A 12,249-nucleotide genomic window follows, 5' to 3' on the forward strand; every position below is an offset into this window, starting at 1 on the left:
GCCGGTGCCGCCTGTTACAGGTACTGACCGGTGTTGGCCACCGTGTCGATGGAACGTCCGGTGTCGGCGCCCTGCTTCCCGGTGACGAGGGTGCGGATGAAGACGATCCGCTCGCCCTTCTTTCCGGAGATCCGGGCCCAGTCGTCCGGGTTGGTGGTGTTGGGCAGGTCCTCGTTCTCCTTGAACTCGTCCACGCAGGCCTGGAGGAGGTGGGAGACCCGAAGGCCCTTCTGGTTGTGGTCGAGGAAGGCCTTGATGGCCATCTTCTTGGCCCGGTCGACGATGTTCTGGATCATCGCTCCGGAGTTGAAGTCCTTGAAGTAGAGGACTTCCTTGTCGCCGTTGGCGTACGTGACCTCGAGGAAGCGGTTCTCCTCGGTTTCGGCGTACATCTGTTCCACGACCGACTGGATCATGGCGTGGGCGGCGGCTTCCTTGGACCCGCTGTGCTCGGACAGGTCGTCCGCGTGCAGCGGCAGCGAGGCTGTCAGGTACTTGGCGAAGATGTCCCTGGCCGCCTCGGCGTCCGGACGCTCGATCTTGATCTTGACGTCGAGCCGGCCGGGCCGCAGGATCGCGGGGTCGATCATGTCCTCGCGGTTGGAGGCGCCGATCACGATGACGTTCTCCAGGCCCTCCACACCGTCGATCTCGGCGAGCAGCTGCGGGACGATCGTGTTCTCGACGTCCGAGCTCACACCCGATCCACGGGTACGGAAGAGGGACTCCATCTCGTCGAAGAAGACGATGACGGGGGTGCCCTCGCTGGCCTTCTCCCGGGCACGCTGGAAGACGAGGCGGATGTGCCGCTCGGTCTCGCCGACGTACTTGTTCAGGAGTTCGGGACCCTTGATGTTGAGGAAGTAGCTCTTGCCGGCGGGCTGGCCGGTGACCTCGGCGACCTTCTTGGCAAGGGAGTTGGCGACGGCCTTGGCGATGAGCGTTTTGCCGCAGCCGGGCGGACCGTAGAGCAGGATGCCCTTGGGCGGGCGCAGTTCGTGCTCCTTGAACAGGTCGGGGTAGAGGTACGGCAGCTCGACCGCGTCGCGGATCATCTCGATCTGGCCGCCCAGACCGCCGATCTTGTCGTAGTCGACGTCCGGGACCTCTTCGAGGACCAGCTCCTCGACCTCGCTCTTGGGCACGACCTCGTAGACGTAACCCGAGCGGGGCTCGAGCAGCAGGGCGTCACCAGGACGGATGGTGATGTCCATGAGCGGCTCCGCGAGCCGCACCACCCGCTCTTCGTCGGTGTGGCCGATCACCAGGGCACGCTCGCCGTCCTCGAGGATCTCCTTGAGGGTGACGATGTCCCCGGCACGCTCGAACTCCATGGCCTCGACCACGTTGAGCGCCTCGTTGAGCATGACCTCCTGGCCGCGCTTGAGCTCGTCGAGCTCGACGCTGGGGCTCACGTTCACCCGGAGCTTGCGGCCCCCGGTGAAGATGTCACATGTGCCGTCCTCGATCGCCTGCAGGAAGACACCGAAGCCGGCCGGCGGCTGGGCGAGCCGGTCGACCTCCTCCTTGAGGGCCACGATCTGGTCGCGGGCCTCACGGAGCGTGTTGGCGAGCCGCTCGTTCTGAGCGGACACGCCGGCCAGGTTGGTCTGCAGCTCGACGATCCGCTCTTCGAGAATCCTCGTATGACGCGGAGAGTCGGCGAGCTTGCGGCGCAGGACGGCGATTTCCTGCTCGAGATAGGCAACCTGGCCGGCTGGGTCTTCAGACCCCCGCCCCGGCCGGATGCCGCGGTTGATGTCGTCGTCGTGGGCTGCCACGGTCCTCACCTCCTCCAAGGGGAGCTGGACGCTTCCTGACCCTACCTGTGTGGGTGGTGATTGAAACCCCTAGATCACTAAAGACGGAAGGGGGTGTGTCCGATCTTCACCCTTGCGCTCTCCCTCACGCCAGGGGAATACCCACCCGATACCCACCCAGCAACATCGGAAAGCGGGCGGTTGTATCGTCGAAGCGTTCAACACCCGTCACGGCTCGCACGACTTGCGTCACCGCGATCCACGACTCGGGCCCGGTGGGGCCGGCGTCGGCGCCCTGCTTCACCGGCCGGGGGTCCGGGGGTTGTCCCCGGAACACAGCACAGGGCTGTACCCGACAAAGGAACGGCAGGAGATATGACCGTGCAGCACGAGGCTCCCTCCGAAGGCGTCGGTGAGGCGCTCGAGGTCTGGATCGACCAGGACCTCTGCACCGGCGACGGCATCTGCGTCCAGTACGCCCCGGAGGTCTTCGAGCTGGACATCGACGGGCTTGCCTATGTGAAGTCCACCGATGACGAACTGCTCCAGGACCCGGGCGCCACAACGCCTGTGCCGCTTCCGCTGCTGAACGACGTGGTGGACTCGGCCAAGGAGTGCCCGGGCGACTGCATCCACGTCAGGCGCGTTTCGGACAAGGTCGAGGTCTTCGGCCCCGACGCAGAGTGACGCGTCACACACCCTGCGCCTGAGGCTGGGCGGTGCGGACGAACGTCCCGCCCTGCCACTGCCACTTGACCGTCTCCCGCAGGTCCGGGCAGCAGCTCGGCACCTCGGGCGAGGAGTACCCGAGCAGGGTCGCGGTGATCGCGCCGTCACGTACGGCGATCTCCTTGACGCTCCGCTTCTCGGCGGGCGCGACAAGGGTCGCGACGACACGGGGGCTCCCCTCCCGGCTGCCGGCCAGCACATAGACGCCGCTCGGCGGGGTGCCGGAGCCTGCGTCGCAGCGGGCCGCCGCCACCGTCTCGGGGGTGCCGTCGCCGTCGAGGTCGCCGGTCACCTTGTGTGTGACCAGGCTCTTCGCTCCCCCGCACTCGAGCGGTAGCGCGACGTCCGAAGGGTCGGGCGCCGGCAGCGGGGCCGCTGCCGTGGTGGTCCGCGGGGCGCCTGGCTGGGAGGCGGTGGCGGCATCGGGCTGGAGCAGTCCGGCACCCGCGACGACCGCGGCCATCGCCGTCGCGGTGGCCAGCCAGTGCACCGGGCGGGCGTGGGTGTGCGCGAGGTCCGGGACGGCGGAGTTCTGCACGCGGGGAGTCTCCTGAGAAGGCGGTGCCGGTGGGGTGGCTCGCATCGTGCCATACGTCACACCCGGGCGGAACACTGGGGTCCGCACATCGTCGCAATGGCAACGCAAGAAATGCCCGAGTACGGCTCGAGCGCGGCACGACGGCAACGCGAGGACGCCGCCGCCGAGTTCTCCGTATGGCACGGGAACTCGGCGGCGGCGTCGGTGCGTTGTGCGCAGGATCGGGCGGTTCAGCCCTTGTTGGGGCCTTCGTAGTCCTCGCCGTACGCACCCTTGGCGGGCCGGCGGCGGCGCATCGGCGGCTCCACACCGTCGGCGAGACGGCGGGCGGTGACGAGGAAACCGGTGTGTCCGATCATCCGGTGGTCCGGGCGGACGGCCAGGCCCTCGACGTGCCAGTTGCGGATCATCGACTCCCACGGCTGCGGCTCGGCGAAGCAGCCGATCTCACGGATGGACTCGACGGTGCGCGCGAGCTGGGTGGTGGTCGCCACGTAGCAGCACAGGATGCCGCCGGGCACGAGCGCCTTGGAGACGGCCTCCAGGCACTCCCAGGGGGCGAGCATGTCCAGAATGACTCGGTCGACGTCGGCGTCGGTCAGGTTGTCCTGGAGATCGCCCACGGTGAGCTGCCAGGCGGGGTGCGGACCGCCGAAGTAGCGCTCCACGTTCTGCTGGGCGATTTCCGCGAAGTCCTGGCGGCGCTCGTAGGAGTGCAGCATGCCGTGGTCGCCGATGGCGCGCAGCAGGAAGGCGCTGAGCGAGCCGGAACCCACCCCCGCCTCGACGACGCGCGCGCCGGCGAAGATGTCGGCGAAGGCCAGGATCTGCCCCGCGTCCTTGGGGTAGACCACGGCGGCACCGCGGGGCATGGACAGGACGTAGTCGGGGAGCAGGGGGCGCAACGCGAGGTAGGCGACGTTTCCCGTGGTTCGGACAACACTGCCCTCGGGAGCGCCGATCAGCTCGTCGTGCGGGAAGGAACCCTTGTGGGTGTGGAAGTTCTTCCCGGCCTCGAGCGTGAACGTGTAGTGGCGTCCCTTGGGGTCGGTGAGCTGGACCTGGTCCCCGACCTTGAAGGGCCCGCGACGGCGGGCGGCACCGGTCGGTTCGGACATGTGACCAGCCTACCGGGCGCAGCCGGGGGCAGTGACCACGAGGCGGGCGGCGCGAGGCCCGTCGGCCGCCGGGCGCCGGACGGGCGGGTTTCCCGGACGAGGTCCGTCAGGAGTGCGGCGGTCGCGAGGGCTGCGTCTGCCGCTTCGCCGCATGCGGTACCGGGCGCCGGCGACTCTCGGGGCACCCTCAGGCGCTCCGGAGGCACGAGCGCTCAGGAAGACGGCCGCGCCATGGCGGCGACGAAGGCGCGTTCCACGTCCGCCGTGGACAGGACGCCGTAGATCTCGCCGGTCTCCTCCACCACCAGGTACTCCGTCGCCGGGGAGGCGCGGAGCTTGTCGAGCAGGGCTTCGCCGGCCAGCTCGGCCGGGATCCTCATGCCGTCGGTGAGCTCCTGGGCCAGGCCGCTGACGGCCACCCAGGGGCGGCGGTGCTCGGGGACGCCGACGATGGCCGTCTCGCGGACGATCGCGGTCGGCTCGCCGTGGCCGTCGACGACGACCAGGGCGCGTGCTCCGGCTTCGTTGGCGCGGCGCAGGGCCTCGGAGAGCGGGGTGTCGGACTCGACGGGGACCGCGCGCCGGGTGAGCGCGCGGGCGGCCAGCTCGGGCAGGTGCTCGCGCAGCCGCGCCATGCGCAGGCTGTTGCCCGCACCGGTCCAGATGATCGCGGCCAGGATGGCGGCGAGGAGCGCGTCCATCACCGTCTCCATGCCGCCGATGTCCTCGGTCGCGTTGCCCAGCGCCCCGGTGTGGGTGAGCAGCGGGAGGCCGATGAGGACGGCGACGGCAAGGGCGCGGCCGACCCAGGCGGCGGCGACGGTGCCCGTCATGGGCTTGCCGCTGATCTTCCACACGACGGCGCGCAGCATGCGGCCACCGTCCAGCGGGAGACCGGGGAGCAGGTTGAACGCGGCGACGATCAGGTTGGAGATCATCAGCCCGGCGAGCAGCACCCCGGGCACGGTGCCGGGCTCCACGGCCTGCATGCCGAGGTAGAAGACGCCGGCCAGGACGAGCGAGAGCAGAGGGCCCACGAAGGCGAGCACGAACTCGCGGCCGGGGCTCTCGGACTCCTTCTCGAACTCGGTGGCACCGCCGAAGAACTGGAGCTGAATGCGGCGCACCGGCAGCTTGAAGCGCAGGCCTGCCACGGCGTGGGCCAGTTCATGGACGAGCACGGAGGCGTAGAAGGCGACCGCGAAGAAGAGGGAGACGAGATAGCGCAGGGCGCCGAGTTCGGGCAGGACACGGTCAAGTTGGTCGCCGAAGATCCAGGTGATCAGGGCGGCGACGACGAACCAGCTGGGAGCGACGTAGACAGGGACGCCGAAGGGGCGGCCCATGAGAATGCCGCCGCCCGGTTCGCCGGAGCGGCGCTCTTCGCGGCCTTCGGGGTCCGTCTTCCCCGCTCCGGACTGCGGCCGCTTGCGCTCGCCGCTCGCGTCGTCCTCGTTCACGGGTTCCCTTCGTTGCAAATGCGTCGCTCGCTCGATCATGCAGTGCGCGAGGGTCTGACGTCGATGGTATGCCGCTGGCTGTCAGTGGCGGGCCGTAGGGTCTGAGTCATGACTGAGAGCCAGCAGCCCGAGCGGGGCACCCAGCCGAGCTCGCTGTCGCCTTCGCGGGCCGGCGACTTCATGCAGTGTCCCCTGCTGTACCGCTTCCGCGTCATCGACAGGCTGCCGGAGAAGCCGAGCGAGGCGGCGACCCGCGGGACGCTGGTCCATGCGGTGCTGGAGCGGCTCTTCGACGATCCGGCGGTCGAGCGCACGGCACCGCGGGCGAAGGCGATGATCCCGGGCCAGTGGAACCGGCTGCTCGAGTCGAAGCCGGAGTTGAGCGAGCTGTTCGCCGAGGACGAGGGCGGCGAGCGGCTGACGCGCTGGCTGGACGAGGCGGAGCAGCTGGTGGACCGCTGGTTCACGCTGGAGGATCCGACGCGTCTCGAGCCGGCCGAGCGGGAGATGTTCGTCGAGACGGAGCTGGAGTCGGGGCTGCGGCTGCGCGGGGTGATCGACCGGGTGGACATCGCGCCGACGGGCGAGGTGCGGATCGTCGACTACAAGACGGGCAAGGCGCCCCGCCCCGAGTACAGCGAGGGCGCGCTGTTCCAGATGAAGTTCTACGCGCTGGTGATCTGGCGGCTCAAGAGCGTGGTGCCGCGCCGGCTGCAGCTGGTGTATCTGGGCAGCGGTGATGTGCTGACGTACGACCCGGTGCCCGCGGATCTGGAGCGGATGGAGCGCAAGCTGCTGGCCCTGTGGGACGCGATCAAGCTGGCGACCGAGACGGGTGACTGGCGGCCGCGGCCGACGAAGCTGTGCGGCTGGTGCGATCACCAGGCAGTCTGTCCGGAATTCGGAGGCACTCCCCCGGTATATCCGCTGAGCGTTTCCCCGGCGGGAGCGGTCGAAGATGGCCAGGGCAGAATGGGCCCGGTCTAGAGAAGGAGTCCCCCGTGGCTATCCGCGTCCTGCTGGTCGACGACCAACCACTGCTGCGTACCGGTTTCCGGATGATCCTGGAGGCGGAGCAGGACATTGCGGTAGTCGGTGAGGCCGGGGACGGCCTCCAGGCTCTCGACCAGGTCCGGGCCCTGCAGCCCGATGTGGTGCTGATGGACATCCGGATGCCGCGCATGGACGGCGTGGAGGCGACGCGGCAGATCACCGGGCCGGGACGCGACGGTCCGGCGAAGGTGCTGGTGCTGACCACATTCGATCTGGACGAGTACGTGGTGGAGGCGCTGCGGGCCGGCGCGAGCGGTTTCCTGCTCAAGGACGCGCCCGCCAATGAGCTGGTTCAGGCGATCCGGGTGGTCGCGGCGGGCGAGGCGATGCTGGCGCCGAGCATCACCCGCCGGCTGCTCGACAAGTACGCGGACCATCTGCCCTCCGGCGACGACCCGGTTCCGGACACGTTGCACACGCTGACCGAGCGCGAGGTGGAGGTGCTCAAGCTGGTCGCGCGCGGTCTGTCCAATGCGGAGATCGCCGCGGATCTGTTCGTCAGCGAGACGACGGTCAAGACGCACGTGGGCCATGTGCTGACCAAGCTGGGTCTGCGGGACCGGGTCCAGGCCGCGGTGTACGCGTACGAGAGCGGCCTGGTGCGCCCCGGCGCACAGTGACGTCCGGGGCGCGGGGCGGGGTCCTCAGGCCTTCTCGATCTCCCAGAACCGGAAGACGGTGGAGGCATCCAGGGTCCACTGGAGACCGGCGACGTCGCCTCGGGCCACGGCGTACTGCTTGCCCTGCCAGAGCGGCAGGATGGGCAGCTCCTGAGCGACGAGGTTCTGCAGCTCGACATACGGCTTGTCGATGGCGGTCCGGTCGGATTCGCCTGCGGCCTCGGGCAGGATCGAGCCGGTGATCCGCTTGTTGTCGTAGTTGTTGCCGAGGACGTTGCCCTCGCCGAAGAATGGCTGCGTGAAGTTCTCGGGGTCGGGGTAGTCAGGGACCCAGCCCTTGACGTAGACGCCGTACTTCCCGGCGGCGATGCCCTTCTCGTACTCCTCGAAGTCGACCGACTTGACGGTCGCGTCGAACAGCCCGCTGGCGTTGAGCTGCTTGGCGATCACCTTGAACTCCTGGTCGGTCGCCGGGCCGTAGCGGCTCGGGGTGGACCAGAGGGTGAGCTTCACCTTGCCGCTGATTCCGGCGGAGCGCAGGGCCTGCTCCGCCTTCTGCGGCTGCGGTTCGCCGCCGTACAGGTCGAAGAAGGCGGTGTTGTGGCCGGCGATGCCGGCCGGAATGATCGAGTACAGCGGGGTCGCCGTGGACTGGTAGACGTCCCGCACCAGGGCGTCGCGGTCGATGAGGTAGGCGATGGCCTTGCGTACACCCAGCCTGCCGACGACCGGGTCGTCGACGTTGAACACCAGGTGCTGGACCTCCGCGCTGGATCCCTCGACGACCTCGATCCCCCGGTCATCGGCGGAGGCCGAGCCCTGGAGGTCACTGATCTCCCCGGCGGGCAGTCCTCGGTAGGCGACGTCGACCTCGCCCTCGCCCAGCGCCGATGCCAGCGCCTTCTGGTCACCGGGGAAGAACTTGAGGGTGACGCCCGCGTTCCGCGTCTCGGCGGTTCCCCGGTAGTCCTCGTTGACCGAGAAGGCGGCCTCTTCCTTGCTGTACGAGTCCAGCTTGTACGGGCCGGAGCCGACCGCCTTCCCGTCGGTGCGCAGGGCGTCGGCCGGATACTCGCGGTGATCGACGATGGAGCCCGCACCCGAGGCGATCTTGCTCGGGAAGGTGGCGTCGGGGACGGACAGCCTGAAGACGACGGTCTTCTCGTCGGGCGTCCTGATCTCGTCGATGGTGGACAGCAGCGGCATCGGTCCCGCTTCGCTGTCGATCTTCCGTACCCGGTCGAAGGAGAACTTCACGTCCTTGGACGTCAGCGGGTTGCCGTTGCTGAACTTCAGCCCGTCGCGCAGTGTGCAGCGGTAGACCGTGCTGCCGGACCCTTCGAAGCCGCAGCTCTCGGCGGCCTCCGGCTCAGGCATCGAACTCCCCTTGGGGAAGCTGAGCAGTGACTGGAAGACGTTGTTGAACAACAGCCAGGACCCCGGGTCGTAGCCTGCCGCCGGGTCCGTGGACAGGACCTCGTCCGACATACCTATGACCAGTGAGCTACCGCCGGAGTCTCCGGAACCGCTTCCCTCGTCGCCGCAGCCGCTCAGCAGACCGGCAGCCAGCCCCGCCGCGAGCGGGGCCGTCAGCCACTTGTTACGTGCCTTCACAGAACCGTGCCTTTGTTCTCAAGTAACGGCGGGCGCCGTTTGCCCCGCCGAAACCTCCACGGTCAGACGCCGTCGCTGCGCGAGAGCTCCCAGAGCTGGAGGTCTGAGCTGGAGTTAAGCACGTACTCGACCCCGATGACCCCACTGCGGGCGGCAACGTACTGTTTGCCCTGCCACAGCGGCAGCACGGGGACATCGTTGGCGACGATCTCCTGTATCTGGGTGAAGGCCGGAGATGCCGCGTTTCGGTCTGATTCGCGCCGCGACTGGGGGATCAGCTCGCGGGCCTTTTCGCTCACGTAGGGCGAATTGAGAAAGTTGCCCTTGTCCAGGAACGGTGCGATGTAGTTGTCCGGGTCCGGGAAGTCGGGGAACCAGCCGAGGCCGTAGACCGCGTAGTCACCGCGCTTCTGAGCGGGGCGGAACTTGGACCACTCGGTGCCCTGGACGGTGACGTCGAAGAGCCCGGTCGCGTTGAGCTGGTCGCTCAGCGCCTCGAACTCCTTCTCCGTGCCCGCGCCGTAGTGGTCGGTCGTGTAGTGCAGCTTGAGCTTCACCGGGGTGCTGATGCCGGCGCCGGAGAGAATCGACGCGGCCCTCTTGCGGCTGGGCTCGCCGTACTTGTTGTAGAACGAGTTGGTGTGCGCGGCGATGCTCGTCGGGATGAGCGAGTAGAGCGGCTCGGCGGTGGCGCCGTAGACCTGGCCGGCGATCTGACCGCGGTCGACGACGGCGGCCATGGCCTGGCGGACGGCCTTGTCCTTGACCGACGGGTCGTTGGTGTTGAAGGCGAGGTAGCGGATCTCCAGGCCGGGCACCTCGGTGAGCTCGATGTCCTCCTTGGGATTCTCGGCGAGCTCCTGGATCTGCTTGGGCGACATGGCGCGCGTCATCAAGTCGATGTCGCCGGACTCGAGCGCCTCGCCCATGGCCTCGGCGTCGGCGAACGAGCGCAGCTCGACCTCGTCATTGTTGAGCTTGACGTCGCCCTTGTAGTGGTCGTTCTTGATGAAGACGACCTTGGTGATGCGATCACCTTCGGTCTCGGTCTTCATGGTGTAGGGGCCCGAGCCGTCGACCTGGAAGCCCTCGCGCAGCTTGCCTCCGTCGTAGTGCTTCTTGCTGACGATGCCGGCGACGGGCGTGGACAGCTTGTACGGGAAGGTCGCGTCCGGCGTGGAGAGGTGGAAGATCACCTCGTTGTCGCCCTTGGGCTCGATGGTGTCGATGTTCGCAAGCAGGGCGGCGGTGCCGTTGTCCGACTCGATGTTCAGCACGCGCTCGATGGAGAACTTGACGTCCGCGGCGGTCACCGGGGTGCCGTCGGCGAACTTCAGCCCGTCACGCAGCTTGCAGCGGTACCTCTCGCTGGCGTTGTCGGTGAAGGTGCAGGACTCGGCCGCGTCCGGCACCGGCTCGCCGCCGCCGCGCGGGGCGTGCAGGAGGGTCTGGACGGTCTGCCGCAGAACGTTCCACGCGCCTGTGTCGTAGGCGTAGGCCGGGTCGAGGGGGGCGGGGGCGTCCGCGGTGGCGACGAACTGGTCCGTGGTGCCCACGACGATGGCGTCACCGCCGCCGGACCCGCCGTCCTGACTGCCGCAGGCGACGAGCACGGGCGCGAGCAGACCGACCACGGCCGGCAGCACCAAAGTCTTACGGTTCATCCTGGACGTTCTCCCTCATCCATCCGGCACAGGTACAGCGATGTGTGCGAGGTGCTCCGCCACTTCCACCCGGTCGGGGCGGCGCGATCGGGCCGGGGATTCTCAGCGATCGGTCCTGGCTTTCCGACGGCATGGTGACCGTCGGAGCGCCATGGTGCGGCGGCGAAGTTCTCGCGACGAGATTAGTGGGCGGTGCCAGGAAAGGGTGACCGAGCGCCAGTTGGGGACTATCCGCAGAGTGATCAGCAATGCGCGTCGACGGATGACCATGCCGAGGAATTTTCGTGCATGTAGGAATCAATCAGGACACATGGGTGCACTTAAACCGCCCACCATGCGAAGCATGGGCATCCAGGACGGACGCACAATGCCACCCGGCGTGACGAAGGTCACGCCGGAGATGGGGTTGGCAGTTCTCGAAAAACCATCCGGTCGTCACGGAAAAGGCACGTCTCGCCGCCGCGGGTTTTCCGTACATTCACACACCACGGACAGTACGCGTATCAGTGCGGAGCGGTGATCAGAGTGCGCAGGAAAACAAGGTCGACTTCTTCGAGGGACTGAACGACCACTCGGCCTGCCGCCGGCGCGATCGGCGCCACCGACGGCACGACGACGACCCTGCAGCCTGCCGCTTCGGCAGCCGCCACGCCGGTCGCCGTGTCCTCGACCACGGCACACCTGGCGGGCTCCGCGCCCAGGCCCGCGGCGGCCAGCAGATAGGGGTCGGGGTGCGGCTTGGTACGGGGCACCTCGTCGCCCGCGACGGACAGGGCGAAGTGCTCGGGCCCCAGCGAGGCGAGGATGCGGTCGATGATGCGCCGGTGGGAGGCGGAGACCAGCGCGGTGGGCACATTGTGCCCGGCGAGCTCGGCGAGCAGCCGCGCGGCGCCGGGCATGAGCGGCACTCCCCGCGCGATCCGGTTCTCGAACTTGTCGTTGAGCAGCACGGTCAGCTCGGCGAGAGTGATGTCCGCGCCCGTGGCCTCGATGAGGTAGCCGGCGCTGCGCGTCATCGGACCGCCGACGACCACATCCCGCCATGCCTCGTCCAGCCGGTGTCCGAGGTCGGCGAAGACCTCCACCTCGGCGTCCCACCAGAAACCCTCGGTGTCCACCAGGGTGCCGTCCATGTCCAGGAAGACCGCCTGCAGGGCAGCGCCCTCCGCCAAACGGGTCAGGGACGCGGGGACCGTGCTGGTCATGGGCACACCTCCGTGAGGGACGAGAAGGCCGGCCGCCTTTCCCTGCGGCTTTCCCGCTGGGACAGGTGACCGGCCTGCACTGGACCGACCAGTGTACGTCTCGTTCGTCCGGCGCGCGTCGGTCATCTGGACGACACGCCCCGAACGACGTGCTAACGGGCGTTGAAGTACTTCGCCTCGGGGTGGTGGATGACGATCGCGTCGGTGGACTGCTCGGGGTGGAGCTGGAACTCCTCGGACAGCTGGACGCCGATGCGCTCGGGTTCGAGCAGCTCGGCGATCTTCGCCCGGTCCTCGAGGTCGGGGCACGCTCCGTAACCGAGCGAGAACCGTGCGCCGCGGTACTTCAGCGCGAACATGTCCTCCACATCGGCCGGGTCCTCGCCGGCGAATCCGAGTTCGGTACGCACGCGGGCGTGCCAGTACTCGGCGAGGGCCTCGGCCAACTGGACGGACAGGCCGTGCAGTTCGAGGTAGTCGCGGTAGGA

Annotated in this window: 11 protein-coding genes; 3 read left to right on the forward strand and 8 right to left on the reverse strand. The window is 68.3% G+C overall.

The genetic code is table 11. From position 1 onward, the window contains the following. Positions 1-14 precede the first annotated feature (14 nt). Positions 15-1,781, reverse strand: coding sequence for a proteasome ATPase (arc, locus tag ABZ208_RS21130; protein WP_328402525.1), 1,767 nt, complete (start codon positions 1,779-1,781; stop codon positions 15-17). A gap of 354 nt (positions 1,782-2,135) precedes the next feature. Between arc and ABZ208_RS21135 the strand changes: the two genes are divergently transcribed. Beyond that, positions 2,136-2,447: a ferredoxin gene (locus tag ABZ208_RS21135; protein WP_356910993.1), complete on the forward strand. Its 312-nt coding sequence runs from the start codon at positions 2,136-2,138 to the stop codon at positions 2,445-2,447. 4 nt (positions 2,448-2,451) lie between these two features. Here ABZ208_RS21135 and ABZ208_RS21140 read toward each other — a convergent pair whose 3' ends face one another. The 3 genes from ABZ208_RS21140 to ABZ208_RS21150 all read right to left on the reverse strand — a co-directional run bounded on the left by ABZ208_RS21140 (position 2,452) and on the right by ABZ208_RS21150 (position 5,605). After that, positions 2,452-3,027, reverse strand: coding sequence for a hypothetical protein (locus ABZ208_RS21140; RefSeq protein ID WP_356910994.1), 576 nt, complete (start codon positions 3,025-3,027; stop codon positions 2,452-2,454). Positions 3,028-3,257: 230 nt separating this feature from the next. Next, complete coding sequence (locus ABZ208_RS21145) at positions 3,258-4,145, reverse strand: tRNA (adenine-N1)-methyltransferase (RefSeq protein ID WP_328402519.1); 888 nt, start codon at positions 4,143-4,145, stop codon at positions 3,258-3,260. Positions 4,146-4,357: 212 nt separating this feature from the next. Then, the gene (locus tag ABZ208_RS21150) at positions 4,358-5,605 is read right to left on the reverse strand and encodes a site-2 protease family protein (protein WP_356910995.1); all 1,248 of its coding nucleotides are present in this window, start codon (positions 5,603-5,605) and stop codon (positions 4,358-4,360) included. A 180-nt stretch (positions 5,606-5,785) separates the two neighbouring features. On the opposite strand from ABZ208_RS21150, the gene ABZ208_RS21155 reads away from it, so the two are divergent. Beyond that, positions 5,786-6,592, forward strand: coding sequence for a PD-(D/E)XK nuclease family protein (locus ABZ208_RS21155; protein WP_356911006.1), 807 nt, complete (start codon positions 5,786-5,788; stop codon positions 6,590-6,592). 14 nt (positions 6,593-6,606) lie between these two features. Next, the gene (locus ABZ208_RS21160) at positions 6,607-7,278 is read left to right on the forward strand and encodes a response regulator transcription factor (protein ID WP_116503106.1); all 672 of its coding nucleotides are present in this window, start codon (positions 6,607-6,609) and stop codon (positions 7,276-7,278) included. A gap of 24 nt (positions 7,279-7,302) precedes the next feature. Here the strand turns inward: ABZ208_RS21160 and ABZ208_RS21165 are convergent, their stop codons facing one another. The 4 genes from ABZ208_RS21165 to ABZ208_RS21180 form a co-directional block, all read right to left on the reverse strand. Then, positions 7,303-8,892 (reverse strand): ABC transporter substrate-binding protein, encoded by a 1,590-nt coding sequence (locus ABZ208_RS21165; protein WP_356910996.1) that lies wholly within the window; start codon positions 8,890-8,892, stop codon positions 7,303-7,305. A gap of 62 nt (positions 8,893-8,954) precedes the next feature. Further along, on the reverse strand, positions 8,955-10,556 hold the full coding sequence (locus tag ABZ208_RS21170) for an ABC transporter substrate-binding protein (protein ID WP_356910997.1): 1,602 nt from the start codon (positions 10,554-10,556) through the stop codon (positions 8,955-8,957). 503 nt (positions 10,557-11,059) lie between these two features. Beyond that, entirely contained in the window at positions 11,060-11,761 is a 702-nt protein-coding gene (locus ABZ208_RS21175; RefSeq protein ID WP_356910998.1) for an HAD family phosphatase, read from the reverse strand. 152 nt (positions 11,762-11,913) lie between these two features. Further along, positions 11,914-12,249 (reverse strand): vitamin B12 dependent-methionine synthase activation domain-containing protein (locus tag ABZ208_RS21180; RefSeq protein WP_356910999.1); only part of this gene is annotated, 336 nt, incomplete at its 5' end.

The sequence above is a fragment of the Streptomyces sp. NPDC006208 genome (assembly GCF_040613775.1).
GTDB lineage: Bacteria > Actinomycetota > Actinomycetes > Streptomycetales > Streptomycetaceae > Streptomyces.

Bases quoted from the DNA above. Each gene is read 5' to 3' on its own strand.
- ABZ208_RS21145 (WP_328402519.1), bottom strand. From the start codon at position 4,145: ATGTCCGAACCGACCGGTGCCGCCCGCCGTCGCGGGCCCTTCAAGGTC.
- ABZ208_RS21175 (WP_356910998.1), bottom strand. From the start codon at position 11,761: ATGACCAGCACGGTCCCCGCGTCCCTGACCCGTTTGGCGGAGGGCGCT.
- ABZ208_RS21170 (WP_356910997.1), bottom strand. From the start codon at position 10,556: ATGAACCGTAAGACTTTGGTGCTGCCGGCCGTGGTCGGTCTGCTCGCG.
- ABZ208_RS21135 (WP_356910993.1), top strand. From the start codon at position 2,136: ATGACCGTGCAGCACGAGGCTCCCTCCGAAGGCGTCGGTGAGGCGCTC.
- ABZ208_RS21155 (WP_356911006.1), top strand. From the start codon at position 5,786: ATGCAGTGTCCCCTGCTGTACCGCTTCCGCGTCATCGACAGGCTGCCG.